This is a genomic window from Streptomyces alanosinicus, from assembly GCF_014650595.1.
Taxonomy (GTDB): Bacteria; Actinomycetota; Actinomycetes; order Streptomycetales; family Streptomycetaceae; genus Streptomyces; species Streptomyces alanosinicus.
In genome coordinates this window covers 25189-51491 of record NZ_BMVG01000034.1, presented here as the reverse complement: position 1 = coordinate 51491, position 26303 = coordinate 25189, and the positions used below count along the sequence as shown (strand labels likewise).

Below are 26303 nucleotides of genomic sequence, written 5' to 3'. Positions count from 1 at the left end.
GCCGTGGCGCGGTTTGCCGGATCAGGCGCTCAGGCCAGCCTCTCGTCCTTGATCGCCAGTTCCCGGTCGCCCTGCCGGTAGCCCACGGTGCGAATGCCGAGCGCGGCCTTGAGCCGGCGGGCGGGGACGACCTGGGGGGTGGGGGCGGGGGCCCGTCCCGGCTTCGGCAGCGGGTAGGCGGTGGTGGTGGCGGAGTGGAAGGTGATATTGCCCTCTGTCTTGGTGAACAGCTGGTGCACGTGTCCGTTGAGACAGGTCACCGAGGAGAAGCGGCGCAGGAGTGCGATCACTTTCAACGCGTCGTCCGTGCTCCAGCCCCACTGGGGGTACATGGCGAACAGCGGGATGTGGCTGAAGACCACGATCGGGGTGTCCGATGGCAGTCCCGCCAGATCCTTGCGTACGAAGTCGATCTGCTCGGTGCCGAGGTGGCCCAGCTTCTCCAGGCTCAGGGTGTTGACCAGGGCGATGAAGTGCACTCCGTGGGTGTCGAAGCTGTACCAGCCGTCGCCGAGTGTGCCCTGCCCGAAGATCTGCCGGTAGGCGCGGCCCGCATCGCCGATGGAGTCGTGCTCGCCGGGCACGGTGAAGACGCGGTCCGTCTGCAGTCCGGACAACATCTGCCTGACCTGGTCGAACTGGCCCGGCGTGGACAGGTGTGTCAGGTCGCCGCTGTGCATGACGAAGTCGGGCCGGAAGCCGAGTGTGTTGACCTGATCGATCGCTGCGGTGAATGAGCGGGCCACGTCCATGTTCGCCGGCCCGTGGAAGCCGATGTGGCTGTCGGAGACCTGTACGAACCGCAGAGCGCCGCTGGTGACCGCGGCGGCCTCGGCAGTCTCGGCGACGGTGTCCTGAGGGCCGGCGATGTGGCTGATCACCTCGCCGCCGGCCACGGTCAGCACGACGGCCCCGCCGAACCATCCCGCGTGCCGGATGAGTTGACGCCGTGTCATGCCGTGTTCTCCGGCGGGCTGGTCGGCGGCGCCGTCGGGGACTGGATTGTGGGCGTCACGGTACCCGGTCATCGGGTCACCTCCACCTTGGCCGTCATGAAGGGATGGATGGTGCAGAGATAGACATAGGTGCCCGGCTCGGTGAACCGGTGGCTGTAGGTGGCGTGGGTGGCCAGAGCGGGCGAGTGCAACGGTCCGCCCGATGCGGCGCTGCTGACGGTGTGGGCGTCCGCGTCCTGGTTGGTCCAGGTCACCGTTGTGCCGGCCCTGACCTTCAGCGTGGTCGGGGAGAACGCGAAGTTCTTGATCGCCACGGCGTCTCCGGTCACCGGCGCATCGACGGCACCCGTCTTCGGCGAGCTCATGGGCATGCTCATGCTGGGCATCGGCGAGGCGACGCCGGAAGCGGCGCTCGCCGTATGTCCCGGCGCGGAGGCGCCCGGCATCCCGGCCACCTGTCGCTGGCCGGGACCGGCCGTGATGGCACCGGCCGCGGTGGAATGCGGGGACTGGCCGCACGCGCTGAGGAGCCCCAGGGCTGCTGCCGCCACGGTTGCGAGCCCGGCAGCGACGCGTGATCGTCGGCCGACATGACCAAGGTGTGGGTTCATGGTGTTCGTTCCTCACCGATCAGAAAGAGGCGGGAAGAGGCGGGAAGAGGCGGGAAGAGGGAGGGGAAGGCGGTGGCCGAGTGCGCGACAGTCCGACGCAGAGGGGATCCGTGTGCCACGGCCGCTCGTCTCGCCCCGTGTATCTCAGTTCTCATCCGACTTCACGGGCGACGATGCCGTCCGGTTCGACCGATACGCGGCACGACAAAATTGCGTATGTGGGTAATGATCGACTTATGCCATGGAATGCCCGCAAACGTGGCCAAACAGCTGATACGGATCGCTCCGCGCGCCGTGTCTCTGATGAAGGGATCATTTCGGCCGCGGACGAGGAGCTGATCCGCGCTCTGTACGCCGAGCACGCGGGTCCCCTGTTCCACTACGCGCTGCGACTGACGTCAGGAGACCGGCAGTGGGCCGAGGATGTCGTACAGGAGACGCTGCTGCGGGCATGGCAGCACCCCGCCGCGTTCGACCCCCGGCGCGGTCCTGCCCGGGCCTGGCTGTTCACGGTCGCCCGGCACCTGGTCATCGACGCCCACCGGGCCCGGCGGGCCAGGCCGGCGGAGACCGGCGGCGAGGCCCTGGAGCGGGCCGCCGAGCAGGCGGTCGGCGAGGACCAGATCGAGCAGGCACTGCAGAGCTGGGCGGTGGCCGACGCCATCCGGACGCTGTCCCCGGACCACCGCGCTGTACTGGTCGAGACCTACTACCGGGGCCGGACCATGGCGGAGACCGCGGGCGTGCTGGGCATCCCGCTGGGCACCGTCAAGTCGCGGACGTACTACGCCCTGCACGCCCTCCGGCTCGCGCTGCAGGAACGAGGCATCGAGCCATGACCGAGGCATGGAGGAGGTGCCGGCCATGAACGCGGACCACGACGCCCTGCGGATGGCGCTGGGAGGCTATGTCCTGGGCGCGCTGTCCCCGGCCGAGACGGAACAGGTGCGCGCTCATCTGGCGACATGTGACGCATGCCGGGCGGAGTACGAGCAGCTGGCCGGGCTGCCGGCGCTGCTCGCGATGGTCACGGCGGCCGAAGCGGCAGGCCGGACGGTGCCCGCCGGCAACGAGGACCTGGCCGACCGCTTGGTGCGGCGGGCAGCCGAGGGGGCGCAGGGCGCGCAGGGCGCGCCGCAGGCACCGTCCGGCGTGTCCGCGGCGCCTCAGGCGGCCGAGGCGGGACTGGTCGACAGGATGCTTCAGCAGGCCGCGATCAGGCGTCGCAGAACCTGGCGATTGCAGCTGGCCGGCGTGGCCGCCTCCCTGATGCTGGTCGCGGCGGCGGCAGTCGGTGGCACCTGGCTGGCGGCCGGCACATCGGTGACGAGTCAGGGCAGGCAACCAGGGTCTGCCGCGCCGACGCCGTCGCGGACCTTCTCCGGAAGCGACTCCAGCACCGGCGTCACCGCCTCGGTGAAGGTGTTCGCCTCGGCCTGGGGCAGTGTCCTGCAGGTCTCGGCCCATGGCGCGCCGACCGGCGTGATCTGCCGGCTGCAGGCGATCGGGCCCGGCGGGACCAGGGCGGACGCCGCCACCTGGCGGGCCGGTGCGTACCCGCCCGGAACGAAGATTCCAGGGGCGGTCCCCATGACTCCGGGAGCCATCGAGCGCTTCGAGATCGTCGCCGGGAACGGCCAGAAGCTGGTCACGGTCCGGGCCTGAGGTCGGCCGGAAGCCGGAAGCCGGAAGCCGGAAGCCGGGCGTCAGACGTCGGACATCGGACATCGGACGTCGAGCGTCGAGAAAAATGGGTAAAAAGTGCGAACTGCTCGAACCATTTGCCGCTGGCCGTTCGTATTACGGGATGAGCGCTCCCATAGAGTCCCCACCTCGAATCCGGCCTCCGGATCCACACAGAAGAGCCAGAAGACCATGTTCGTGACCAATCCCGAGCGCACCGGCTCAGGGACCTGTTCCCACCGGGCGACGCTGACCCTGCCCGCACGGGAGGCTCATGTGTCCGCGGCCCGTCACTTCACGGCGGAGCTGCTGGAGTGCTGGAGCGTTCCCGAGAGCGAGCGCGACTCGGCCGTTCTCATCGTCGACGAACTCACCGCCAATGCCGCCCAGTACGGCCGTGAGTGCATGACGCTGGTGCTCGTCCTCGATCACGACGCCCTGCACATCGTGGTCAGTGACTCGGGAACCGCGGTGGAGCGCCGTCCGCACGACGTCGCCCCGGACGAACACGGCCGGGGCACCGGCATCGTCACACACCTCGCGCAGTCGACCGAGATCCACCAGACGCGCAGCGGCCGGGAGGTCCGCGCCTGCCTGCGGTGCCCGGCATGACCGGCCCCGGCAGCACACAGCGGCTTCGTCAGGAGCCGGTCGACATCCTGTCCTCGTAGTCCGGGTCCTGGCTGCTGTCGTCCTGTGAGCCGTAGTCGATGGTGGCGAAGAGCTGTCCCGGCGACTGGGATCCGTCGGACATCTGGACGTCGGAGTCGCTGTCGGAACTGCTCTCGACGTCGGAGAAGACCGGCTCCGGGGCGTCCTTCAGGGTGTAGGTCGCCGCGGCGCCGCTGCCGCCCTTGGTCACCCAGCCCGCCTTGATGTACGCCTCGATCAGCTTGGTCCGGCGGTCCTTGGGAATGTCGCTTCGGGTCATGCCCTGCGCGTGCGTGTCGGCAGTGCTGGTGGCGGGGGTCTTGCCCTGGGCCCTGTTCTGCTCGTAGTCCTCGTGCCAGAGGAAGGCGCCCTTGTCGCCGGCCAGCGCCTCCAGGGCGAACGCGTCCATCTCGCCCTCTGTCAGCGTCGTCTTGCCATTCAGCCGCTGCTTCGTCTGCATGTAGAAGTACGCCAGGTCGCTCGGGTCCTGCCCCGACCTGATCAGGTCGTTGACGTCCGGTTCGTTGCTCCAGGTGTCGTAGTGGAGGTTGTTGAGGGTGATATCGATCCGTTCCGGGATCATCACCCGGCGGTGGTTGCCCTGAGCGGTGCCGTAGTGCACATCGAACTGGAGGTCGCCCGACTTCGCGTCGACCATCTTCTTCTCCATCTGGCGCCACATGCCGGTGCCCTGGTTCAGGGACCACTGCGGGACGATGTTCACGTCCACATCGCTTCCGCCGACCTCCAGGCCCATCACGTGACCGCGGTCGTAGCCCGCCCCGCCGAACAGGTCCTTCCAGATCTGCTTCTTGTCGGGCGCCCCTTTCGAGCCCATGGCGCTCCGGTACGACGTCACGAGCGACGTGACCGCGACCGGCTCCGGCGCCTGCTTCCGGTCGGAAGTACCCGTGGGCTTGATCTTGCCGGTGACCCTCCGCGGGCGTTTGACGGTGAGGTTCTGGGCGAGCCGGGCACCACGCTTGCCGGGGTGGTAGTGCGAGACGACCGCGTCCTCAAGCTGGGTGGAGCTGGTCCGTTGCACCATGTCCGCTCCTGCCGCCCCTGCCGCGACGGGCGGCCCGGCCTCCACGTGGCGCTGTACGTCCGGCACCGGACCGGACATGACCCTGCGCGCGTTGGCCTCGGCGGCCCTCTCGAAGCGGTCCCCCGGGTCGGACACGGAGAACCCCCGGCCGGTGTCGGTGCCCGACACCGGCCCATTGCGCTGCTGGACGACGTGGGTGAGCTCGTGGGCCAGGGTGTGTTTGTCCCCGCCGCCCTTGCCGATCACGACATGGTTGCCGGAGGTGTACGCACGGGCACCCAACTCGGTCGCCGACGCCCTTGCGGCGCTGTCGGTGTGCACACGGACGTCGGAGAAGTCGGCGCCGAGCCGGCGTTCCATCTCGTCGCGCGTCCTGCCGTCGAGGGGACGGCCCGCGCTGCGCAGCACCCCGGCGACGGAAGAGCGCTGTACCGAGGGCGGGTCGGCCTCCCCGTGGCCGCAGCCGGGAGCGTGCCGGTGGGTTTCCGTCGCCGCGGACGCCTCGACTGCCTCGGTGTTCCCCATGCCCTCGACGTCCTCGACGCGGTCGGCCCGGCGGAGCATCTGCACGACGGCGGCGTTGCCCACGGCGGCCTGGAGGGCCAGCAGACCCTGTGAGCCCTTCGGGCCGGTCGCCTCTGCCGGGGCGCGCCTCGACTGTCGTCGCTGCTCATGGCGGGCCGACGTGTGGTCCGATTCGTGAGCGCGCATTCGTGGCCTTTCTGGACGGTCGAGACAGCTCTCCCTTCTACGCCGCGGCCGCCCGCCGTGACCAGGGATGCAGGGGCACACTTGGCTGCCCTGCCGGACAAAGGCAATGGCTCCGCGGGCAGACGGCGCGCCGCGGTCGCGTCGTCGTGGGTCAGATGGACGCTGGGCCCCTGCACCCCTGCACCCCTGCGCCCCGCGCACCGGTGGGCCTTCAGTGGCTGTTGCCCGTGGCGGGGTCTTGTATCTCTGCGTGGCACAGTTGTACGCGGTGCTGTTCGCGTCGGACCAGCCGTGGCCGCTGCCGCGCGTGCCGTTGTTGACCAGCAGCAGGGACCCGGCGACGGTGACGTCGCCGTAGTGCGTTCCGCTGCCCCAGCGCTGAAGGGCGCCGCGGTCCGGCGCCCAGCTCCACGGGGTCGATCCCACGGCCGGTTACGCGGTGGGGGTGGACGTGACCCCCTCGCTGGTCCGGGCGTCCGTCGCCGACATCACCGGCCGGACCCTCGCCACCCACACCGCCGAGGACCCTTGCTGCGCCGTGGCGCCGCCGCGGACGACGGGCCGTACCGCGAGCTTCTGGAGCGGTTCGCGAACGGCTTCGCCATCGGGCTCGCCACCATCTCCGCCGTGCTGGATCCCGGTGCGGTGGTGCTCGTGGGCCACCTGGTCCATGCCGGCGGCGAGCCGCTGCTGCGGCTGCTGGAGGCCGAGACGGAAGAACTCGCCGCGGTGGACGTCCCCCTCGCCCTGGCGGAGATCGTCAGCCAACCGGTGCTCCGCGGAGCCCTGGAGGGCGCGCTGACGGCGGCGAGAGACGACCTGTCCACCACGTCGCAATGATCCGCCATGGCCACGGGTGCGCCTTCAACCCGGCTCGCTCGGCAGCCCGCCGACGGGTGGCCACCGGCCCAAGGGTGAGCTGCGGTTTGCGAGGCGCCGCCGCCGACTGCGCAGATCGTGCCGCCGGCCGTCGTCGTACCGCCTGACCGGTCGCCGTGTCGCCGGCCGGGGAAGGGAGTTTCCGGTTTCCTGTCACATTCTGCTGCGCCGGTCCGTCAGTGCGGTGAAGTCGTTGACCAGCAGGATGTGAAGGAGTGCAGTCATGACGAACGCCTCGATCTCGCGGATGCCGAACCCGGCTGAGTTCGTGCCCGAGCTGAACGACATCAGCGCGGCTCTCTTCCGGGCCACGGGCAACCGCTCGGTGCCGCGGACCACGATGAACCTTGTCCACCTGCGCGCCGGGCAGATCGTCGGCAACACCTACCTGACCGTCCTGAACACCGGTTTCCTGCGCAAGGCCGGAGTGTCGGAGGAGCGCATCACGGCCGTCTCCTCCTGGCAGGACGCCCCGTACTTCAGCGACGCCGAGCGTGCCGCCCTTGCGTTGGTGGAGGCCACTCTCCAGCCCGCCCCGCACGGGAAGGAGCGGGTTTCCGACGAGCTGTACGCCGAGGCGGCCAAGCACTACGACGCGAAGGCGCTGGCCACTCTCACCATCGCGATCGGCCAGATCAACTTCTTCATAGCCCTGGCCGTCATCGGCAAGCCGCAGCCGGTCAGCTCTCTCGCCGAAGCGCAGTGGGACTGAGCTGATACGTCCCTCAGGCAGGTGACTGCCAGGCACGTGACTGCACTCATCACGACGGCACTCATCACGGCCGCCACATCCCGATCGCGGACTGCCGCTCTAGAAGCTGTCCGCGATCGGGGTTGCCAAGGCGTCAGAGCATCAGCAGCAGCCGTGTGTTCGGTACGAGCTTCCGGTTCACGCTGGTGCTCTGCACGAAGATGGTGAAGTCGTCGTTGTGGTCCGGTTTGACGCGCACGTCCACGTCCGGCAGGCCGAGCAGGGCCCGGGCCTCGGGCCCTGTGTACACCCGGTCCGTCTTCTTCTCCAACACCGCGATCTGCTTGCGCGGCTGGACCTTCTCCGACTTGCTGAGCTGGTAGAACGCGCCACCGGTGCGGTAGGTGTGCCCGGACTCGATGACCCAGTCCCGGATCGCCGCGTCACGGGCGACCGGGATCAGCTCGTACTGCGACGGATCCACCGGGGTGAGGCCGGCGGCCTTGATGGTGTCCTTGTTGACCGCCTCGGCACCCGTGGAGAACACCGCCCGCGATCCCCGGATGCCCTGGGAGCGGCCCACCATGAATTTCTCGGTGGCCTGCTGGATGACCTGCCCGGCCTCCTCCAGCCCCTGTGTGCTCGTGGCGTCCCAGATGGCGATGTTGTCCTTCGGGAAACCGCACTGTGTGGCCTCGCGCTTGCCCATCTGGTCCGGCACCAGGACGGCCAGCGTCCAGTTGTCCTCCTGTGCCTCGATCATCTCGGCCACGGCCGCGACCAGTTCACGCGGATCCGTGGCAGGTGCGTCCGGGCAGCGATGACTGGCGTTCTCCTGTCCGTCGGTGAGTACGAACGTCAGGAAGCTGTGGTCGCCGTACAGTTGCGCTGTCTGTGCCAGTTCCCGCTGTGACTTCAGTGCAGCCGCCAGCAGGGCCGTCATCCCACCGACCCGATACAGCTGCTTCAGCGAGGGCATCCGCAGCACGTCCTTGTCATAGATGACGCACTCCACCTTGTCCGCGAAGACATAGACCGTGACGCGGGTTTCCTGGTCCAGTTCCCTCGACCGGCGGGCAAGATAGGAGATCTGCTGGTCGGCGACCTCGACGACCTTGCCGCTCAGGTGCCTCATCGACGAACTGGCATCCAGCACAAGAGCAACGTGATTGATGTAGTTCTGGCTTCCGGACATGGCCGCTCCCCCTCGTTCCGACTCGATGCTCCTACCGTCTCACGCACCACTGACAATCGATCTTGGCTCCCAGCCCGAGCGCGGAGCGGTTTGACCGCATGTCACCCTTGCCAGAGATCGGCTACCGAAGGGACCAGCGCTCTGGCCTCCCAGCGGTCACGGCACGCCCCCAACCGGCCCTCAACCGGCCCATCTCTTCGTGTCCGGAGCGCCCGCTGCAGGCTGATCCAGCAGGCTGAGGCTGCCCGGCGGATCACGCCCACGGCAGGCAGGCTGCACGCTGGCGATCCGAGTCCCGTAAGGCTGCTTGCGAGCTTCGTTGGAATGTGAGCGGTGTGGGAGAACTCGCCGCTTGCGTCGGCGCTTGAGGCGGCGGAGGTCAGTTCCGCTGCCCCCAGTCCAGACGGCCGGCCAGCCCGACGGCGGTGAAGGCGGCGTCGATGTCCTCGTGGCCTTCGGTGAAGTGGGCCCAGCTGTCGTAGTGGACGGGCACCACGCGGCGGGCGTCGAGGATCTTGGTGGCCTCCGCGGCCTGGGCGCTGTCCAGGACGATCGGCTGGTTGTCGAAGAGGACGGGGAAGCGAGGGGCGCCGGCGAAGAGGAGGGCCGTGTCGACCGGGGCGAAGCGGTCGGCGATCTCCCGGACCGCGTCGAGTGAGGCGTTGTCGCCACTGACGTAGACGGTGGGCAGGCCCTGTCCGGTCAGAACGAAGCCGACGACCTGACCGGCAATCGGTTCGACCTGCTCACGGGAGCCGGGGCCGTGGATGGCAGGGACACCGGTCACGGTGATCGTGCCGCCGTCCGGGCGGTGCAGCTCGATTGACTCCCAGTCGGCCAGGCCCTTGGCCTTCACCTGCAGGCGCTCGCTGCCGCTGGGCGTGGTCAAGGTGAGGGGAACGTCGGCGAGCAGGGACCTGCCGGAGATGTCGAGGTTGTCGGCGTGCTCGTCGTGGGAGAGCAGGACCACGTCGATGCGGCCGAGGTCGGCGGTGGCGATGGCGGAAGGGGCGGTCTTGGTCAGGACCGGGCGGCCGGGCCGGCCGTAGTCGCCGGGCTCGTCGAAGGTCGGATCGGTCAGGAACCGCAGGCCGCCGTACTCGAAGAGGGCGGTCGGGCCGCCGAAAACACGGACGGGGAACTGGTTGGTCGTTACGGGAAGAACAGACACCCCAACACCTCACGGATAGATTCTGGTAAACCGTGAGATGACTGTAGCCCGTCCTCACGGATATGGGCAAGTTGTGCCGTGAGATGTGTGAAGGTGTGCGCGCCGTGCTCGCTGTGCACTGCGGCACCGGAACCGGTCCCTCACTGTGCAACTGGCCACTTCACAAGGTGTGTTGGGCGTTCTAGATTTGCGAGGGGAACGCACACCGCGTTCCTGCTCAGGGATGCCCCCGATACCGCGACCCGCGACCCGCGACGGGCCTGGGCCGGAGGTCGTGCCCGCTGGACACAGCGCTGACTTCGTGGCCCGCGAAGTGCGGTTCTGGCCTCGCGCGGGCTCGAATCGGGCAGGGAGACAGGACACCCCCGCCCCGCGTACGCGAGTCCGTCTCACGCAGAGGAGAACGGGGGATCACCCATGACCATCACCGCCGCACCCGCCGCGAACGCCACCGCCTCGAAGGCGCGGTGGCGCGCACGAGTGCGCTGGAGTGTCCTCCTGTTGACCTCCTTGGGCGTCGTCGGATACGCCGTTGCCAACTACGCCGAAGCGCGCCTGCCGATCAGGCCGGGAAGCCACGGCCTGTCCGCGACGTATGCGCATCGGCCGATAGCGATCCAAGTCGCCTTCTACACCCACATCATGATGGCCTCGCTTGCCCTGTTGGCCGGGCCATTTCAGTTCTCCACCGTGCTGCGGGTGAGGTTCCCGGCCGTCCACCGTTGGAGCGGCCGGGTGTACGTCCTCGGTGTGGCCGTCGGATCGGTGGCCGCCGTCGTCATGTCCTTCGCGAGTTCGATCGCCTTCGACGGCTTCTTCGGGTTCGGCGGCCTTGCCGCGCTGTGGGCCTGGGCCACCTGGCGCGGCTACCGTGCCATCCGCGACCGCGACCTGCCCAGCCACCGCGCATGGATGATCCGGAGCTTCGCCCTCGCCTACGCCGCGGTCACACTCCGCGCCTGGCTCGGCGTGCTCATCCTCGTCCAGGTGCTCACCGCTCACGGATCCGTCGACGGCACGCGCATCTTCAACAACGCGTACGCTCCACTGCCCTTCCTGAGCTGGCTGCCCAACCTGGTCATCGCCGAGCTGATGATCCGCCGACGCGGACTGCCCGCCTACCGCCTCACCCCGGCCGCCACCGCGGCCCCAGCGGTCAGGTCGCGGTAGGGGAGACAGCGGTCCGCGGTGAGTCTGCCGATGGTGCGGAGCCGGGGGGAGTGCCGAGCCGGAGTTGGATGAAGCCACTTCGTCAGTGCCGTGCCGTGCTTGTGTGCGCTGGGCGCACCGGTTCGCCGAACTGGTGCGGCACGGTACGGGCAACGAGGCGGAGCGCCTGCGGCTTCTCGGCGCCCACCGGCAGCGCGTCGGCGCACCGATCCAGGCGTTGGAGGAGTGCCGTTCCGCCATCGCCTGGAAGGCCGGCGTCACCTCGCGTCCTCCGTAGGCGTCGAACCGGATCGCCCGTACGACCTTCCAACTGCCCCTCCGCTTGGTACGACGCTCGCCCTGCGCGGCCTGGAAGCACCCCGCCGCCGCCCAGCGTGCCACGGCCGCCCGGGTCAGGTGCTTCAGCATCGGCGAGAATGGCCGCCATGACCCATGTGATCGAAGCCCCCCATGCCGACGACGCTGCGTTTCTCGGGCCTCTGCAGTTGAGGATCTGGCTACAGACATATCCCAACGAGGCGGCAGGGATCGACGAGACCTGGATCCGTGAGCACCGCGGTGCCTCCGCCACGGCTGAAGGCATCGCCCAGTGGCGGGAGTTCATCGAGGCGGCGCAGCAGCAACCGGACCTGCTGTTTTGTCGTGTTGTCCGCTCGGGGACGGAGATCATCGGCTTCCTCTGCGGTCGCCGGGACGAGGTGGTCACCCTCGGGCCGATGTATTTGCTGAGCGAAGCTCAGGGCCACGGTATCGGAGGTCGAATGATGAGCGAGTTCCTCACCTGGGTGGGAAGTTCACCCATACGCCTGTGGGTCACCGAATACAACGAGCGAGCGGTCCGCTTCTACGAGCGCTACGGATTCAAGACCACAGGCGAGCGAGAGCACTGGCGAGAAAGACTGCCAAACGTGCGCATGATTCGGGATGCCCAGTCGAGCGACGATCACAGCCGAGCCGCGGCGACGACCCGTGGAGTCGATCGACTCCATCCGGTCCAGATAGCCGGTGATATCGCCTAGCGCCAGCAGCGCAGTCAGCCCCCGATTGCTGGCGAAGTTACGGCCCACATGCCGCTCGGATTGCGGCAGCAACAGCTCGACAGATTCCCACCGTGTGTCCGTCAGAACCCGGTATCGATCACTGTCACCGTCGCCACGGCGCACAACGATGCACCACCGCCTCGCCGCCTCGTCAGGCCGCCGACCGCGCGCAGCGTCAACGTGACGGCGGAACGGGGGGCAGCGACGGGTGCGCGCACAGGAAGTAGAGCCACAGCGAGTCGTCCGTGCCCGGTACCGGACCGGTCGGCGGCTCGACTTCTACGGCGAGTTCCCGTCCGCGCCGCGAGGCTTCGGCCTGGGCGGAGTCGAGGTACTTGCGTCAGGCGGCCGCGACCAGCCAGGCTTTCGCATCGCGCGGTGGACCGTCCGGCCGGCTTTGCAGCGCGCGCATCATGGACTCCTGCACGGCATCCTCGGCCGACGCGAAGTCGGCGCTGCGCCGGACGAGGACACCGATCACCGCGGGTACTGGCTCCCGCAGCAGCGACTCGTTCAGGTGAAGGGTGAACACCAGGCGGGGCGCCAGGTGCCGATTGCTTCGCGGCACGCCCCGGGGCCCGGCAGTGGTGCTGGCGTCAGTCGAGTCGGCCGGCGGCCATGGCCTCGGGACTCATCCGGGTGTCGAACCCGGTCTCAGGATCGATGGTCCGCCCCTGTGCCCACCAGTTCTCCGCGGCGGTCTCCAGGATGGTCAGCAGGACGTCCTCGCGGCGCATCCCCGCGGTTTCGACGAGGTGGTCGGCGACGGCTTCGAACAGCTCGGCCTTCTGCGCGGGTGGCCGGTGGTTGAACGTCATCCGGATGATCACTGAGTCGGCGCTGCGCTTGAGACCGAAGAACGTCGGCGCCTGGAGAAAGTCGCCCGGCTCCATGTCGTGCACGATGTGGAAGAAGTCGTCCTCGGGGATCTGGAACACCTGCCGCATCGACTTGTGCACTGCCTGGGACACGGCTTTGCGGAATTCCGGCGTCTTGCCCTTGCGGAGGTAGATCTCGACGAATGGCACGGGAAGGCTCCTCGGGTATCGGGAAGGATCCGCCGTCGCGCTCATCGGCGCGGCTGACACCGGCAACGCTAGGTCCGGGCACTCCATGCGGCCAGCGAAAGTCCGGCATGGCTGGTATGCCTTACCGTCATGGACCCCTCACTCACCGGCCTGCGGGTGCTGCGCGAGATCGCTGAACGCGGCAGCTTCACCGCCGCGGCTACGCAGCTCGGGTATACGCAGTCAGCCGTCTCACGGCAGGCCGCCGCGCTGGAACGCGCCACAGGACAGCGCCTGTTCGACCGCCAGGTCGGCGGCGTCACGCTGACCGCCGCCGGGCTCACCCTGCTGCGGCACGCCGTGGTGGCACTCGACGCCGTCGCCGCGGCCGACCGCGAACTCAAGGGCCTTCCGCCCGAGCACGGCATCGTTCGACTGGGCACCTTCCCCAGCGCCGGAGTGCTGATCCTGCCACGGGCCCTGGCAGCGCTGCGTCGCACGCATCCCCGTATCAGAGTCACCACGCGAGAGGCCACGACCCCGGCGCTGGTTCGGGCGATTCGAGCGCGCACTATCGACCTTGCGGTCCTCGCTTCCCGGCCACCGCATCGGCAGCTGGACGACCAGGCTCCGCCTCTGGAAAGCCTGACCCTCAGCGAGACGACGCTGCTCCTCGCGGTACCGGCCGGCAGCCCCCTGGCGGCCGGGGACACCGTGGAGCTTGAGGCGCTCGCCGACCAGGACTGGATCGCCGGCCCGTCCAGCACCGCCGAACCGACGATGGGCGTCTGGCCCGGCGCGCCAGGACGGCCCCGGATCGTCCACACCGCCCGCGACTGGCTGACCAAACTTCATCTGGTCGCGGCCGGATGCGGCATCACCACCGTGCCACCCGGCCTGGCCGACACGGTCCCACCCGGCGTGCGGCTGGTCGAGGTCCAGGGCGGCCCCGCTGAACGCCGACGGGTGGTCCTCGCCCGCCTGCCAGGACCATGCCCGCCAGCCGTTACCGAGATCATCCGTGCGCTCCGCCAGGAAGCAGCCCGCCAGCCCGGTTGAGAAACACCTCAACACCCACGCACGGGTACGAGCCTCCGAGCTTGCTCACCCGGAGAGTGCGGATGCTCCACGGAGGGGCGTGGACGGGGCGCTCTGGCGGTGGACTTGGCCGAGCGATGCGGTACGCAGGAGGTCGCCGGGGGTGACGAAGTTCGGCTCTGCGTGTTTGGCCCGGATCGCGTCGAGGGCCTGCTCGGAGGTTGCTGCTCCGTCCGGTCCGGTCCTGGCCTTGTGCAGGGCCGCACCGAAAGAGGTCATGGACGACAGCAGCTCCTCGTCACTGGGGTCGGGCAGCCCGGCGGTGAGCGGGACCTTGGGCAGCGGCGCGGCCTGTCCGGTGGCCGCCGCGTAGGCGGACACCAGCGGAGCGAGTGCGGTCTCCGCTGCCGCCGTGGCAAAGCCTGCGGTCGGCTGGGGCGGGCGCAGCGCGCTGAGGGCGGGGTGCGTCCGGGCCCAGTCGAGGAGGGTCCCATCCCCCTGCACCTCCTGCTCCTGCCCGATTCTCAGCGTGTACGGGGCGTGGGGCTGGGCCTCGCTGTAGCAGCGATAGACGAACTCCGAGCAGATCATGGGCTGTTGTCCGCGCTCCAGCATGGTGTTGACGGCTGCGGCTGCCTGGTCCAGCACGGTGCGCACCATCTGCTTGCCTCCCCGGGGAAGGGGGATGCGTCGTGAGACGCAGAGCACGGCCAGCAGCACGACCTGCTGGTGGGCGTACTTGGCGCCGCGCCGCAGGTAGGTGTTGCCCACACCGATCACCGGTGCCATGTCGGCCGGCGCCGCCAGGGTCCTGGCGACCATCAGGTCGTGGTCCTTCATCACCTCGTCACCGTTGATGGTCCGCAGGCCTTCACCGACGGCCTCGGCGACACGGTCTGCTTCCAAGGCGAGCGCCGCATGGCTGACTTCGCTGCCGTCGAGCAGACAGATCGCCTGCGAGATCCATCCGGTTCCGCGGGAGAGGACGATGTCACCGGGCTTGACCTTGGCGGGAAGAGGCATGGGCACCACCTGGGAAGCGGGGGAGTGGGATGTCCTTGCTATCGATCGCCGAGTGCCGTCGTCCACCCGCGGGGTGGCCTGTCAGCCTGATGGCCCACCGCAGAATCGGTCCGCCCGTCAACACCCGGCCTGAACTGTGAGCCGGAAGGAGGCAAACGGCCAGGCGAAGGCGTCGAGTCGAGGGATCGGCACCTCTCCAGCGGACACTTTTCTCACTTCGGATACGGGCGCGCTTCTTGCGTTCGGCTGCCAGGACGTCGTGGCGTGTTGGCGTCGCGCCACCGCAGACACGGGTGAGTAGTTGCGGTACAGAAAGTGCCGCTGAGATTGACCACGGTCGGCCAGGACATGGGATGCGGCTGCCGCTGGGGTTAGTGGAAAGATCACCGGGCGGCGGTTGGCGCTGGCTACGGTCCGGTCGTGCCGGTGGAGTTCCTGACTGATGAGCAGGCCGAGGCGTACGGGACATTCACCCAGGTGCCCATGCGCCCGGAGCTGGAGGCGGCTGCGCACGTCGCCGATGAAGTCGGCGGGCACCGCTATGGTCTGCGCGATGGAGCGGGTGGAAAAGATCTCCGCGTTCGCGCGAGGGCGGGCCAGTCCTTGGTCGGGGCCCGCCTTGCCGACGGGTGTCCAGTAGGCGTACTGGCGCACTCCGACAACGGCTCGGTGAGACAAGTGCAACCAAGCTGCCAATCCGCGTGTCCTTCACTGCATGGTTCGACCACCTCGCCGTAACGCCTGTTGCTACAGCCAACCAGATCAGCCGCCATGCCCCGGCCGTCGACTGCCCTCCGGTCGCTGCTTAGCTCATATGTCCGAAGAGGCAAGACTTTCCTTCTTGACATCTCTTTCTTACGGCCAGGACGTTGACTTCAGCGGAACTACATTTACAAGCGAGCTACTTAACCAACTGTTGCAATTCATGCGCGACCCAGAAGCCGAACGAGCCGGCTTCGGTTCGGCCAAGTTCTCCGGGGCCACATTTATCGGCCCAGCAAATTTTGACTCCGTCGACTTCCTGAGAGACGCCACTTTCCTTAGGGTCAAATTCCACGAAGACGCACACTTCGCCGGGGCAATATTTCACAAGGGGGCCCAATTTGCGGAATCTGAAATAGAAGGTGACGGGAGATTCGAACGAGCCAAGTTTCTCGGACTCGCCAACTTCAGCAACGCCTCATTCCGAAAGGCCACTTCTTTTGCGGACTGTACCTTCGCAGATGCGGCGGAGTATCGATCGGCGCGATTTTACACCGCCTCCTTCATGAGGGCGAAATTCCGAGATCGATGCACCTTTACTGGATCAACGTTCAGTGGCAGGAAGTCAAGATTCTCCCATACTGAGTTTTTTCGCACGGCAGACTTCTCCGCCAGCTCGTTCCAGAGGGGGGTGCAGTTCCTGGCGGCTCAGTTTCACTCTGCGGCCAAGTTCACAGACTCTTCAATAACCAGCGGAACTTTCACTGGAGTCACTTTTGCGCGCGAGGTTGACTTTGAAAATGTGACCTTCGGTCGAGGCGGCTTCAACGATACTACCTTTTCTGATGACGCAATCTTCAGTAAAGCGCAGTTTAACGATAGGGCTCATTTCGCAAACGCACTCTTTCGCAAGGCGGCGCTATTTCGCGATTCGCGATTCAATCAGGGTGCCCATTTTGTGGGAGCTATTTTCGAACGAGCTAAACACATAGGCCCCATAGTCTCCGAAAAATCCATCATATTCAATGGGGCATCGTTCGGAAGCCCGTTGATTATCGAAGCATCTGCCGCGCATCTCGGGTTTCAACAAACAGAGTGGTCATCCACGGGCGTGCTACGGGTCAGATATGCCAGCGTTAACTTGAGTGGTGCCACTTTCGCAGCACCCATGATCGTCGCAACCATGCCCACATTCTTCCTTTACTCAGACGGCGGCGCTCTCGACGACTCGCGCATTGGTGAATCCGTTCCTGCTAAGATAACTTCACTACAAGGTGCAGACGTCTCAAGGCTTTTGCTTGTGGATGTCGACCTTCGAGAATGTAGATTCGCTGGCGCGATGCACCTTGATCAAATCCGCCTTGAAGGGGAGTGTCAGTTTAGCAACTCTCCACGCGGAATCCATATTGATGGCTGGCGGATAGCGCGATGGAGTCAGCGACGGGTTTTGGCGGAAGAGGCCGAGTGGCGAGCAGGCAGGCCATGGCCGAGCGGCTGGAGGGCCCCGTCCGCAACAACAAGTGTGACCCCTGCGGCCCTATCTGCCACTTACAGGCATCTGCGTAAATCCTTCGAGGATTCGAAAAATGAACCCGACGCAGCCGACTTTTACTACGGTGAAATGGAGATGCGACGGAATGACTCGAATCGACCGCATTCGGAGCGCTATCTACTTGCGCTCTACTGTCTCGTCTCTGGATACGGGCTCCGTGCTGGCCGCGCACTATTGTGGTTCGGGGTAACAATCGTTGCAACTCTGGTTGCTATGGTTTTTTGGGGATTGCCGTCTCAGGCGCCAACAGCCGTCTCCAGTGGCGTGATAAGCGGCCACAATTTCCAGGAAGTCACGAATGTGCCGAAGCCGGTAAATCCGACTGGCTCGCTTTCCAGTCGCGCCACCTCCCAGCGCTTCGAAAAGGGGTTGCGGGTTGTGGTCAACTCTGTTGTATTCCGGTCATCCGGCCAAGTACTGACGACATCTGGAACATACATCGAAATGGTTTCCAGGGCGATCGAGCCAGTATTCCTTGGATTGGCATTGCTGGCGATGCGAAGTCGTCTTAAGAGATAGATTGCGCATCGAGTTCGTGGGCCGGATCGGTTCGTGCGGCAACATGCGGGCGAAAGCGATCCTGCTTGGCGGCCGTACTCCAGGGGGCCGTGAGTCCCTCTGCCCGAGCAGCGGCGGTCGCGCAGATGCGGCGCGCCAATCGGGGGATCGTGAGGCCCGGGATCGCGGAAGCCTGGTGGAAGCCGTACCTGGCAATCTCAGAGGCTTGCAGCCGAATATCGCCCTGTTCCTCTGGGGACAGCATGCCGCCATCGAAGATACAGAGCACCTTGTCGCCCTCCGAGGAGCTAGGAGCCTAGTCGACGGCAAGCAGGAGACCAATCTCCAGTGCGATGCCGAGTTCCTCGCGCACCTCTCCGGCGCGGGTCGGTGGTTCGCCTCGCTGCGGGGGAGGCTGCGCAGCGCCATCTGCGGGGCAGGAGGCGATCGAGCGGGTGCTGGAGAATCCGGGGGAGAACGATCAGCTGCTGGCCGTGGCGATCGTGGATGCGCTGCTGAATGTGAACTTCAAGGTCGACGTCCCGGTCACCGTGCTTGCGGTCAAGGTCGCTTATGTGGGTGTCCGCAAGATATGCAGTGGTGACGAGTGAGGGCCGTAGTCACTTGCTTGCGGATGAGTTCGTAGCGGCAACCGGAGGAGCCGTCACGAGCGAGGACTATCCTCCCTTTCTCCGGGACCGCCTGTCCCAGATATGCACGGGCACCTTACTCTTCTCGCGCGCGTGGCTGAGCGAAGGCGACAACAGGACCGGGGTCCGCACGCGACTGGAGTTGGTGAACTCGCCCTTCTTCACCTGCAGGACGAAGGAGGTGAGTGAGGGGGAGTACGTAATAGTGGTCCCGCTCGGTCTGGCGGAGTTGGAGGACCTGTTCGCACGGGCCGAGATCTCCCGCCGATCTTATGGGCACCCATTGGGCGTTGGACGCCCAATGGATTGGCCTCAGAGGCTCGGGCCAGTTGGACGAGGCGGGGGTGGCTCACCTGCGGATGTCCTATGCCGTGACAATGGTGCATGCCCTGTATGACGTGCAGCGCAAGGACATCGGCGCTTATCACACGGGCGCCTACTGCCATCCCGTCGTGAGGCGTCATCTCTTCTCCGAGGCGAGCCACCAGATGGCGCGTGCCTACCCGTTGAAGTCGACGGGGTGGGTCGAGGTGGAGTTGGAGGGGTGGGTGAAATCCGTACAGGCACTTCACGGACTCAACAAGGACGTCCTGGTCGGGCGGTTCGGTGAGGAACCGGAGGGCTGTACACACCTCTCGGTTTCCGCCTTGCAATACAACATGAGTGAAGGTCTGCGGTGGATGAACGATTTCGGGCGGGAGACCGTGCTGTATCGCGCTGTCCGAAGAACATGCCGGGACACTGTTGATTTTGTCATCGCTGAAACACCACCGGCGGTCGATTTCCCTCCCGTCGGCAGGGATGTGTGGCGGCGGGCCAGGGCCTCCGACGACCCTGTCATGCGTACCGCGATGTCCATGCTGGGCAGGCATTTCGAGGCATCGACAAAAGATCCGGCCTGACCCCGGCGGCGCGTCAAACGCAGCCTGGCCGACCTCGCTGCCGTAGCCCTCGACCCCTGGAAACGCTCGTCCGCAACCGCTTCATACGCCTATTGGCGGAGCTTCGGCGACACCGGTAGGTTCTCCGCGGTGACCTTGATGGAGACGCAGGGCCTCGCGTCGATGAGCGACGGGGCGCAGTTACGTTGGGTGGCGTTGGGGGACACGACTCGGCAGCTGCCCGTGGTCATGCTTCATGGCGGTCCGGGGTTGCCGGATTACCTGGGCGATGTCGCCCCCATGGTCGCGGACCTCGCGCCCGTGTACCGGTACGACCAGCGTGGCACCGGCCGATCCCCGTGGGAGGGCCGCCATTCCCTCGCCCGGCATGCCGACGATCTCGCCGAGCTGCTCGACGCATGGGACGTGTCCGAGGCCGTGCTGATGGGGCACTCCTATGGCGCCGACCTGGCGAGCCGGTTCTGCCTGAGGCACTCTGACCGGGTTGCCGCGATGCTGCTGATGTGCGGGCCGTTCGTCGGTGAGTGGCGTACCGGGTACCGAGCGGAGCGCGACCACCGCATGTCCGCGGCGCAGCGGGAGCGGCTCCGCGAATTGGAGGAGTTGCCGCGCCGTACGGAGGAGCAGGAAGTCGAGTTGCTCACGCTGGCCTGGTTCACCGACCACGCCGGTCCCGAACGCGGGTGGCACTGGGCCGCGCAGGCCGCCCGGCGGCGTCGCCCGGTCAACTGGGCTATGAACGGTGAGCTCGGCAGGGAAGGACGCGCGGACCCGCTCGATGAACATCTCGCAGAGCTGCACGCGTGCCTGCCCACGCGAGCGGAGCTCCTCGGCGGGGCCGAAGATCCCCGCCCCGTGTCGGCACTCGAATCACTCGCGCTCCGGCTCGCTCTTCCGATGACGCGGATCGAGGGCGCTGGGCACGAACCCTGGTTGGAGCAGCCCGACACCGTGCGTGCGCACCTTCGGCGATTCGTGCAAGGCACGGTGGGTCCTCCCACCCTCCCACCCCCTGCCCCTGTGGCTGTGGTCATCGAGGACCGGTACGACGACCGTCGCCGTCGATCTCAGAGAGCAAGCTGAGGCCCCGTATCGCGCCGTGACAGTGTGGCGGCCCTGGAGCGGTTCGCGGCGCAGGGCTGTCAGAGGCGCAGGGCTGTCACAAACGGGGAGGCTGTCTTGTCTTCGCTGGAGACAGTCCCTGTTTGGAGGAACACATGAGTACGGAGCACACACATCTGCCCGCGGGCGTTGAGGTGATCACGACCCCGCCGGAAGCAGCGGCCCGGATCCCGGCCGGCGCCGAGGCCAGGACCATCCGGGTCACTCTGCCGCCCGGTGACCCCGGCGCGCCGCCGCACCGGCACCCCGGGCCGCTCTTCGGCTACGTGACCCAGGGCGAGATCCTCTTCGAGCTGGAGGGGCAGCCGCCGCGGGTGCTCAAAGCCGGCGACGCCCTGTTCGAACCCGGGGGCGACGTGATCCACTACCAGGGCGCCAACAACCTTCCGGACGCGCAGTCGCAGCTGGTGGTGACCATGTTCGCGCCGCCGGCTACGCCGGTCCTGACCGTGGTCGGCGTGGAGGAACTGGCCGAACGACGACACCTACGGTTTACCCGGCAACGGCCACGCTGACCACCCGTATGCCGGGAGGGCAGCCGCCAGTGAGTGTTGTCGTCAGCATGGCGGGTTCGTGCTGTATACGGCTGAGGTGCAGCGTCCTTACTGTGCTGCCGGAGTGGGTGGGGTTCTTCGGCGTGGTTCGGGAGGGACGGTGGTGTGGGTGCCACGGATTTCGCAGGCTCCGGTCGGCGCGCAGGGGGCCGATGCCGGCACACGGTTCGAGCTCTTTCCCTCGGTGCATGTGGCCGGTGGCCGGGTGGTGCACCTGGTCGGAGATGGTCACATAGCCGAACTCGACCGGAGCGATCCGGTCGAGGCCGCGCTGGCCTTTCAGGAGCAGGGCGCCACGTGGCTGCATCTGGTGATGGCGGAAGAGGACGACGGGGGCTTCGACCTCGGGCAAGCCCGGCGCGTTATCGAGGCTGTCAGCGTCGACGTCCAGCTGATGTGCAGAGCCGGAGTCAACGAGGAGAGCGTCCTTGAGCAGGTGCTCTCCACCGGATGCGCCCGCTTCAACCTCGGCCGCAGCGCCCTGACCAACCTCCCCTGGTGCGCCGAGGTGATCGCCCGGCACGGTGAGCGGATCGGCGTCAGCCTGCCCGTCCGCCTGACCGACCGCGGCCCGCGCCTGGCCGGGCCGGGGCGGGGCACGGACGCCGGAGACCTGTGGCAGACCCTCACCGTGCTCGATCGTGCCGGCTGCTCCCGCTACGTGGTCACCGACGTCAGCCGGGAAGGTAGCCTCTCCACCCCCAACTTGGAGTTGTTCAGTGAGGTATGCGGCCGGACTGACGCCGGCGTGCTGGCCGCCGGTGGCATCGCCACCCTGGACGACCTGTGGGCGGTCGCCGCGCTGGCCCCGCACGGAGTCGACGGCGCTCTCATCGGCCGAGCCCTGTACTCCGGTTCTTTCACTCTCTCCCAGGCACTGGCCCGCGTGGCCACCAGCACGGTGAACTCCCACCCGCCATTCGGGTGACACAACTCCAGCCCGGCGGACACCGGAACGTAAGAACCGCTACCTGTCTTGACCATCAGACCCCGTCTTGACCATCAGACCCCGCGGATCGAGAGAGATGAGCGCATGCGCCCGCGCCCCGCGGCCGACGAGATCGGTTAGACGGACGGCGCAGGACCGCACGCGAGCGCGATGGCGGGCCACCTCACCCATCTCACCCACCCCATCCATCTCACCCACCTCGCCCAACCCGCCGCCGCAGACCGCATGCTGACCGCCGCGGTGCAGCGCACCCGCACCAGACCGAGGCTGAGCTGCGGGCGACGTTCGACGCCGCCGGCGGTCTGCGTATGGAAGGACGAACCCTGTTGATGACCGATCACACGGTGAGATCCCGGGCCGGGATTCGTGGATTTCGGGTCGGAGACGGCCCACAGTTGGTGCAGGCGTGGCACCGCAGTGCACCGGCCGACCCCATCACCCCGCACCGTTTCCGCTCCCTGGTGCTGCTCGACGCCAACTTCGATCCGGAGGGACTTCGGGTCGCCGTCGTCGGTGACCGTGTCGTCGGCGCCGCCTACGCGGTCCGCCGTCTGACGCCGATGACCGGCACCGACCGGGAGCCGGAGCAGGGCTGGATCCCGTTCTTCTTCGTCGACCCGGCCGCCCGCGGGCGCGGCCTCGGCCGTCGGCTGCTGACCGACGCCCTCGACTGGCTGCACCGCCACGGCCGGATGCGGGTGGACTTCTCTTCGTACACCCCGAACTACATCCTCCCCGGCCTGGACGCCGAGACGTACCCGGAAGCGGCCGGCCTCCTTGAGTCCCTGGACTTCCGCACCCTGTACGAGGCAGCGGCGATGGACCGCGGCCTGGTCGGTTACCGCTTCCCGGAGGATGTCGCGCGCCGGTTGGCCGAACTGACCGCGCGGGGCTACCGGTTCGCGACCCCGTCCGACGACGACCTGGTGCCACTTGTCGCGCTCGCCGGGGGCCACTTCACGCCGGACTGGGCCCACGCTATCCGGGAGTGTCTGGTCACGGGCACGCCGGTCGACCGGATCGTCATCGCCCAGGACCCTTCCGGCCGCCTGGTCGGCTGGGCGATGCACGGCGCGTACGAGTCGGCGGACGAGCGGTTCGGCCCGTTCGGCGTGCTGGAGGAGATGCGCGGCACCGGGCTTGGCAAGATCCTGCTCCACCTGGTCCTGGAACGGATGCGGGCGCGCGGAGCGCACTCCGCATGGTTCCTGTGGACCACCAAGCAGTCCCCGGCGGGCCGCCTGTACCGCGAGGCCGGTTTCACCACCACCAGGCTGTTCCGCGTGATGCGCCGGGAGGCCGCCCGATGACCCCGTCACGCCGCGCCGGCACCCTGAGCCGCCGTCACTTCGTGCGCGCGCTCCCCTTGGCGCTGCTCGCCACCGGATGCGCCGCACCACGTCAGGGCACCGGGCGGCCCGGGGACCCGATCGTCCTCACCCTGCTCTCCCACTACGCGAGCGGGGTGCTCAAGAGGGCCCTGCAGGGCCCGGTCGACGAGTGGAACGCCACTCATGACCGGGTCAAGGTACGCACGAGGGCCGTCGCGTTCGCTGACCTGCTGACCACGTTCATGGTGCGGCAGGCCGCGGGCCAGGGTGCCGACATCCTCCACCCGTACTGCCTGTGGAACGGCCAGCTCGTCCAGGCCGGCGTCCTGCGGCCCGCTCCGTCCGAGCATGCCGAGGACATCACTCGCGGGTACGGCGAGGCGGCGGTCGGCTCCGCGTCGGTGGGGGGCAAGGTCTACGGCTATCCCACCGAGGTGCAGACCTACGCCCTCTACTACAACAAGCGGCTGCTGCGCGCCGCCGGCATCGATCGCCCGCCGCGCACCTGGCGGGAGCTGGAGGAGACGGCGTACCGCACCACCGAACGGGACCGGTACGGCAACACGCTGGTCCAGGGGTTCGGGCTGTCGACCTACGACGACTCCACCACCGTCGGCCAGACGCTCGCCCTGCTCAACGCCGCCGGCGGAAGGTTCGTCTCCGCGGACGGCAGGAGCACCGCCATCGACTCGCCGGCCGGCCGAGCCGTGTTCGATCTGGAGCACCGCCTCGTCGTCAACGGTGCGAGCGCCCCGGGCGTCAACGTCTACCAGGCCTTCCCGTCCGGGCAGGTGGCCATGGTGATCAGCGCAGGCTGGTGGACCGCCAGCCTCAAGGCCCTGATGGGCAAGAACTACGGAGATGTCGGCGTCGCGCCCGTGCCTGTGCCCGAGGCGGACGACAAGCGCGCCACGCTCTCCACCGGGTTCATGCTGGGGGTCGACACGGCCAGTGCGTACCCGCGCGAGGCCTGGGAGTTCCTACGCTGGCTCAACGCCGAGAAGATGAGCGTACAGAGCGCGGAGAAGGGCGCGACGGCGACCCGGATGAGCACCCTGCAGGTGTCGGCCGGCTCCATGACCGGCCGCGCCGACGACATGCGCACCCTGCTGGGCAAGGAAGGCGATCCGAACCTGCGCCCGTTCCTGGACGCGCTCGGGTACGCGGTGCCGGAGCCCGATGTGCCGGGCGCACAGCAGGCCAAGTCGCTGCTGCGCAAGAACATCGAGGCATTGTGGACCGGCCAGCAGTCGGTCGACGCGGCGCTGCGCTCCACCCGTCGTCAGGTTGATCAGGAGATGTCGCGCCCATGGTGAACGCCCCGTCCCCGGCGACGACTGAGCGGGCACAGAGCCAGCGGTCCGCCGGGCCGGTCGCCGGCCGTCGCGGGGGGACCCGGCACCGTCGCCACCAGACCGTCGTCGCCTGTCTCTTCCTGGCGCCGACGCTGCTCTTCTTCGCCGTCTTCCTGATCCTGCCGCTCGGGTTCGCGCTGCTGCTGTCGATGTCCCACTGGGCCGGGTTCGACCTGGGCGGCATCCGTCCCGTCGGCCTGGACAACTTCACCCGCCTCTTCGCGGACGGATCGACGTTCCTGGTGCCGGTCCTCACCCACACGCTGCTGTTCGCCCTGGGCACCGTGGTCCTCGCGCTCACCGGCTCGGTGCTCGTCGCCACCTGCATCGACAGGCTGCGATTCCAGGGGATGTGGCGCACCGTGTACTTCCTGCCGATCGTCACGACCGTCGTCGCCGTCGGCAACGTATGGAAGTACATGTACGAGCCGGGCGGGCTGGTCAACGGCGCCCTCAACACCCTCGGTCTCGGCTCGGTGGCGTTCCTGCAGGATCCGGACACCGCGCTGCCCTCGGTCGTGGTCGTACAGGCCTGGGCGTCGTTCGGTTCGGCGATCCTCGTCCTGACCGCCGGGCTGAAGTCCGTTCCCGCCTCGTACTACGAGGCCGCCGCGCTCGACGGCGCCGGGCCCGTCGTCGTCTTCCGGGACATCACCCTGCCACTGCTGCGGCCCTGTCTGCTGTTCGTGTGCATCACCCAGTTCCTCACCGGCCTGCAGTCGTTCGCGCTGATCATCGTGATGACCAAGGGCGGGCCGGGCGACGCGACCGACGTGGCCGCGCTGGAGATGTACCAGCAGGCCTTCTCGTACGGCGACTGGGGCACCGCGAGCGCCGCCGCCTTCGTGCTGTTCGTGGTGGTCCTCATGGTCACCCTGGCACAGTTGTGGATCTTCCGGCGCAAGGGGGAGGACGCATGATCCGCCGCCGTTTCCCGTGGTTGTCCTGCCTCGTCGTCGTGACCGGCGCCGTGCTCACGGTGGTGCCGTTCCTCGACATGGTGATGACGTCCTTCAAGGGGCCCGGCGAGTCCGGCAGGCTGCCGTACCGGTTCCTGCCCAAGGCGTTCGACCTGTCCAACTACCGGGCGGCGATCGACCAGCTCGACCTGCCGGTGCTCTTCCGCAACAGTGTCATCGCCACCACGGTGATCACCGCATCGGTGCTGTGCACGTCGTCACTCGCCGGCTATGCGCTCGCCAAACTCCGCTTCCCCGGCCGGAACTTCCTCTTCCGCCTGGTGCTGTCGACGATGATGTTCCCCCCGTTCCTCTTCCTCATCCCGCACTTCCTGATCCTGGTGCACTGGCCGCTGGCGGGCGGCAACAACCTGCTCGGGCGCGGCGGCGCGGGCCTGACCGTCAGCATCGCGGCGCTCGTCATGCCGTTCCTCGTCAACAACTTCGGGATCTTCCTCACACGCCAGTTCATGGTCTCGATCCCGGACGACGTCCTCGACGCCGCACGCGTCGACGGAGCCGGCGAGTTCACCGTGTGGTGGCGGATCGTACTGCCGCAGACGATGCCGGTCATGGTGACGCTCGGGCTGCTGACCTTCGTCGACGCCTGGAACGAGTACATCTGGTCGCTGCTCGTCGCGACCGCCAACCCGAACCTGATGACCCTGCCTGTCGGCATCCAGCTCCTGCAGGACTACGTCGACCCGGCCAGCACGCTGCCCATCGTCATGGCCGGCCTCGTCCTGAGCATCCTGCCGGTCCTGATCCTCTTCGTGCTGCTGCAGAAGTACTACATCCGCGGCGTCGTCCTCAGCGGCCTCAAGTAGCAAGCGAGAGTTGTGGGCGCGGGACTTC

26 protein-coding genes and 2 pseudogenes are annotated in these 26303 nt (G+C 67.5%); 19 read left to right on the top strand and 9 right to left on the bottom strand.

Going from position 1 to position 26303, the window contains the following annotated elements:
- Positions 1 to 29 precede the first annotated feature (29 nt).
- On the bottom strand, positions 30 to 1028 hold the full coding sequence (locus IE277_RS37385; RefSeq protein ID WP_189958188.1) for a metallophosphoesterase family protein: 999 nt from the start codon (positions 1026 to 1028) through the stop codon (positions 30 to 32).
- A complete protein-coding gene (locus IE277_RS47985) occupies positions 1025 to 1507 on the bottom strand; it encodes a plastocyanin/azurin family copper-binding protein (RefSeq protein ID WP_229882240.1) in 483 nt (160 codons plus the stop codon). The genes IE277_RS37385 and IE277_RS47985 overlap by 4 nt, the downstream gene beginning before the upstream one ends.
- Positions 1508 to 1803: 296 nt before the next feature.
- On the opposite strand from IE277_RS47985, the gene IE277_RS37375 reads away from it, so the two are divergent.
- From IE277_RS37375 to IE277_RS37365, 3 genes are all read left to right on the top strand, one after another.
- Entirely contained in the window at positions 1804 to 2406 is a 603-nt protein-coding gene (locus IE277_RS37375; RefSeq protein WP_189958187.1) for a sigma-70 family RNA polymerase sigma factor, read from the top strand.
- A gap of 25 nt (positions 2407 to 2431) precedes the next feature.
- Positions 2432 to 3232, top strand: a complete 801-nt coding sequence (locus tag IE277_RS37370) for an anti-sigma factor family protein (RefSeq protein ID WP_189958186.1) — start codon at positions 2432 to 2434, stop codon at positions 3230 to 3232.
- 210 nt (positions 3233 to 3442) lie between these two features.
- Positions 3443 to 3862, top strand: coding sequence for an ATP-binding protein (locus IE277_RS37365; protein ID WP_229882239.1), 420 nt, complete (start codon positions 3443 to 3445; stop codon positions 3860 to 3862).
- 28 nt (positions 3863 to 3890) lie between these two features.
- Here the strand turns inward: IE277_RS37365 and IE277_RS37360 are convergent, their stop codons facing one another.
- A complete protein-coding gene (locus IE277_RS37360) occupies positions 3891 to 5660 on the bottom strand; it encodes an eCIS core domain-containing protein (protein WP_189958185.1) in 1770 nt (589 codons plus the stop codon).
- A 528-nt stretch (positions 5661 to 6188) separates the two neighbouring features.
- On the opposite strand from IE277_RS37360, the gene IE277_RS37355 reads away from it, so the two are divergent.
- The gene (locus IE277_RS37355) at positions 6189 to 6500 is read left to right on the top strand and encodes an ROK family protein (RefSeq protein WP_189958184.1); all 312 of its coding nucleotides are present in this window, start codon (positions 6189 to 6191) and stop codon (positions 6498 to 6500) included.
- 262 nt (positions 6501 to 6762) lie between these two features.
- Positions 6763 to 7251, top strand: coding sequence for a carboxymuconolactone decarboxylase family protein (locus IE277_RS37350; RefSeq protein WP_189958183.1), 489 nt, complete (start codon positions 6763 to 6765; stop codon positions 7249 to 7251).
- Between the two features lie 133 nt (positions 7252 to 7384).
- On the opposite strand, the gene IE277_RS37345 is transcribed toward IE277_RS37350, so the two are convergent.
- Together IE277_RS37345 and IE277_RS37340 are read right to left on the bottom strand one after the other, a co-directional pair.
- Entirely contained in the window at positions 7385 to 8425 is a 1041-nt protein-coding gene (locus IE277_RS37345; RefSeq protein ID WP_189958182.1) for a vWA domain-containing protein, read from the bottom strand.
- Between the two features lie 379 nt (positions 8426 to 8804).
- Positions 8805 to 9596, bottom strand: coding sequence for an MBL fold metallo-hydrolase (locus IE277_RS37340; RefSeq protein ID WP_189958181.1), 792 nt, complete (start codon positions 9594 to 9596; stop codon positions 8805 to 8807).
- 417 nt (positions 9597 to 10013) lie between these two features.
- Here IE277_RS37340 and IE277_RS37335 point away from each other — a divergent pair, with 417 nt between their 5' ends.
- The 3 genes and pseudogenes from IE277_RS37335 (at position 10014) to IE277_RS37325 (ending at position 11785) form a co-directional block, all read left to right on the top strand.
- Positions 10014 to 10766 (top strand): DUF2306 domain-containing protein, encoded by a 753-nt coding sequence (locus IE277_RS37335; protein ID WP_189958180.1) that lies wholly within the window; start codon positions 10014 to 10016, stop codon positions 10764 to 10766.
- Between the two features lie 118 nt (positions 10767 to 10884).
- Positions 10885 to 11043, top strand: a pseudogene (locus IE277_RS37330) (MerR family transcriptional regulator); the annotation flags it as partial.
- A gap of 148 nt (positions 11044 to 11191) precedes the next feature.
- A complete protein-coding gene (locus IE277_RS37325) occupies positions 11192 to 11785 on the top strand; it encodes a GNAT family N-acetyltransferase (RefSeq protein WP_189958179.1) in 594 nt (197 codons plus the stop codon).
- Between the two features lie 125 nt (positions 11786 to 11910).
- Here IE277_RS37325 and IE277_RS37320 read toward each other — a convergent pair.
- Together IE277_RS37320 and IE277_RS37315 are read right to left on the bottom strand one after the other, a co-directional pair.
- Positions 11911 to 12323 (bottom strand): annotated as a pseudogene (locus IE277_RS37320) (sigma factor); the annotation flags it as partial.
- A gap of 79 nt (positions 12324 to 12402) precedes the next feature.
- Positions 12403 to 12834 (bottom strand): tautomerase family protein, encoded by a 432-nt coding sequence (locus IE277_RS37315; protein WP_189958178.1) that lies wholly within the window; start codon positions 12832 to 12834, stop codon positions 12403 to 12405.
- Positions 12835 to 12963: 129 nt separating this feature from the next.
- Here IE277_RS37315 and IE277_RS37310 point away from each other — a divergent pair, with 129 nt between their 5' ends.
- Positions 12964 to 13872 carry a LysR family transcriptional regulator gene (locus IE277_RS37310; protein WP_189958177.1) on the top strand — a complete coding sequence of 303 codons (909 nt, stop codon included), beginning with the start codon at positions 12964 to 12966 and terminating at the stop codon, positions 13870 to 13872.
- A 45-nt stretch (positions 13873 to 13917) separates the two neighbouring features.
- On the opposite strand, the gene IE277_RS37305 is transcribed toward IE277_RS37310, so the two are convergent.
- Both IE277_RS37305 and IE277_RS50170 read right to left on the bottom strand, forming a co-directional pair.
- Complete coding sequence (locus IE277_RS37305) at positions 13918 to 14874, bottom strand: C40 family peptidase (protein WP_189958176.1); 957 nt, start codon at positions 14872 to 14874, stop codon at positions 13918 to 13920.
- 117 nt (positions 14875 to 14991) lie between these two features.
- On the bottom strand, positions 14992 to 15528 hold the full coding sequence (locus tag IE277_RS50170; protein ID WP_189958175.1) for a hypothetical protein: 537 nt from the start codon (positions 15526 to 15528) through the stop codon (positions 14992 to 14994).
- 160 nt (positions 15529 to 15688) lie between these two features.
- Between IE277_RS50170 and IE277_RS37295 the strand changes: the two genes are divergently transcribed.
- From IE277_RS37295 to IE277_RS37250, 10 genes are all read left to right on the top strand, one after another.
- Positions 15689 to 17647: a pentapeptide repeat-containing protein gene (locus IE277_RS37295; protein ID WP_189958174.1), complete on the top strand. Its 1959-nt coding sequence runs from the start codon at positions 15689 to 15691 to the stop codon at positions 17645 to 17647.
- 434 nt (positions 17648 to 18081) lie between these two features.
- Complete coding sequence (locus IE277_RS37290) at positions 18082 to 18237, top strand: hypothetical protein (RefSeq protein WP_189958173.1); 156 nt, start codon at positions 18082 to 18084, stop codon at positions 18235 to 18237.
- Between the two features lie 437 nt (positions 18238 to 18674).
- Entirely contained in the window at positions 18675 to 19178 is a 504-nt protein-coding gene (locus IE277_RS37285) for a hypothetical protein (RefSeq protein ID WP_189958172.1), read from the top strand.
- Between the two features lie 138 nt (positions 19179 to 19316).
- Positions 19317 to 20261 (top strand): alpha/beta fold hydrolase, encoded by a 945-nt coding sequence (locus IE277_RS37280; protein ID WP_229882246.1) that lies wholly within the window; start codon positions 19317 to 19319, stop codon positions 20259 to 20261.
- Between the two features lie 134 nt (positions 20262 to 20395).
- A complete protein-coding gene (locus IE277_RS37275; RefSeq protein WP_189958171.1) occupies positions 20396 to 20815 on the top strand; it encodes a cupin domain-containing protein in 420 nt (139 codons plus the stop codon).
- Positions 20816 to 20963: 148 nt separating this feature from the next.
- On the top strand, positions 20964 to 21782 hold the full coding sequence (locus tag IE277_RS37270) for a HisA/HisF-related TIM barrel protein (RefSeq protein ID WP_229882238.1): 819 nt from the start codon (positions 20964 to 20966) through the stop codon (positions 21780 to 21782).
- Between the two features lie 419 nt (positions 21783 to 22201).
- A complete protein-coding gene (locus tag IE277_RS37265) occupies positions 22202 to 23113 on the top strand; it encodes a GNAT family N-acetyltransferase (RefSeq protein ID WP_229882245.1) in 912 nt (303 codons plus the stop codon).
- Positions 23110 to 24450 (top strand): ABC transporter substrate-binding protein, encoded by a 1341-nt coding sequence (locus tag IE277_RS37260; RefSeq protein WP_189958169.1) that lies wholly within the window; start codon positions 23110 to 23112, stop codon positions 24448 to 24450. The genes IE277_RS37265 and IE277_RS37260 overlap by 4 nt, the downstream gene beginning before the upstream one ends.
- Complete coding sequence (locus IE277_RS37255) at positions 24444 to 25409, top strand: carbohydrate ABC transporter permease (protein ID WP_189958168.1); 966 nt, start codon at positions 24444 to 24446, stop codon at positions 25407 to 25409. Before IE277_RS37260 ends, IE277_RS37255 begins: the two co-directional genes overlap by 7 nt.
- Complete coding sequence (locus IE277_RS37250; RefSeq protein ID WP_189958167.1) at positions 25406 to 26275, top strand: carbohydrate ABC transporter permease; 870 nt, start codon at positions 25406 to 25408, stop codon at positions 26273 to 26275. The genes IE277_RS37255 and IE277_RS37250 overlap by 4 nt, the downstream gene beginning before the upstream one ends.
- Positions 26276 to 26303: the final 28 nt, after the last annotated feature.

Coding starts and splice junctions, on each gene's coding strand:
- IE277_RS37350 (WP_189958183.1), top strand. CDS start 6,763: ATGACGAACGCCTCGATCTCGCGGATGCCGAACCCGGCTGAGTTCGTG.
- IE277_RS37325 (WP_189958179.1), top strand. CDS start 11,192: ATGACCCATGTGATCGAAGCCCCCCATGCCGACGACGCTGCGTTTCTC.
- IE277_RS37280 (WP_229882246.1), top strand. CDS start 19,317: ATGGAGACGCAGGGCCTCGCGTCGATGAGCGACGGGGCGCAGTTACGT.
- IE277_RS37250 (WP_189958167.1), top strand. CDS start 25,406: ATGATCCGCCGCCGTTTCCCGTGGTTGTCCTGCCTCGTCGTCGTGACC.
- IE277_RS37295 (WP_189958174.1), top strand. CDS start 15,689: ATGTCCGAAGAGGCAAGACTTTCCTTCTTGACATCTCTTTCTTACGGC.
- IE277_RS37385 (WP_189958188.1), bottom strand. CDS start 1,028: ATGACCGGGTACCGTGACGCCCACAATCCAGTCCCCGACGGCGCCGCC.
- IE277_RS37275 (WP_189958171.1), top strand. CDS start 20,396: ATGAGTACGGAGCACACACATCTGCCCGCGGGCGTTGAGGTGATCACG.
- IE277_RS37335 (WP_189958180.1), top strand. CDS start 10,014: ATGACCATCACCGCCGCACCCGCCGCGAACGCCACCGCCTCGAAGGCG.
- IE277_RS37305 (WP_189958176.1), bottom strand. CDS start 14,874: ATGCCTCTTCCCGCCAAGGTCAAGCCCGGTGACATCGTCCTCTCCCGC.
- IE277_RS37375 (WP_189958187.1), top strand. CDS start 1,804: ATGCCATGGAATGCCCGCAAACGTGGCCAAACAGCTGATACGGATCGC.
- IE277_RS37360 (WP_189958185.1), bottom strand. CDS start 5,660: ATGCGCGCTCACGAATCGGACCACACGTCGGCCCGCCATGAGCAGCGA.
- IE277_RS37345 (WP_189958182.1), bottom strand. CDS start 8,425: ATGTCCGGAAGCCAGAACTACATCAATCACGTTGCTCTTGTGCTGGAT.
- IE277_RS37260 (WP_189958169.1), top strand. CDS start 23,110: ATGACCCCGTCACGCCGCGCCGGCACCCTGAGCCGCCGTCACTTCGTG.
- IE277_RS37365 (WP_229882239.1), top strand. CDS start 3,443: ATGTTCGTGACCAATCCCGAGCGCACCGGCTCAGGGACCTGTTCCCAC.
- IE277_RS37310 (WP_189958177.1), top strand. CDS start 12,964: ATGGACCCCTCACTCACCGGCCTGCGGGTGCTGCGCGAGATCGCTGAA.
- IE277_RS37370 (WP_189958186.1), top strand. CDS start 2,432: ATGAACGCGGACCACGACGCCCTGCGGATGGCGCTGGGAGGCTATGTC.
- IE277_RS37255 (WP_189958168.1), top strand. CDS start 24,444: ATGGTGAACGCCCCGTCCCCGGCGACGACTGAGCGGGCACAGAGCCAG.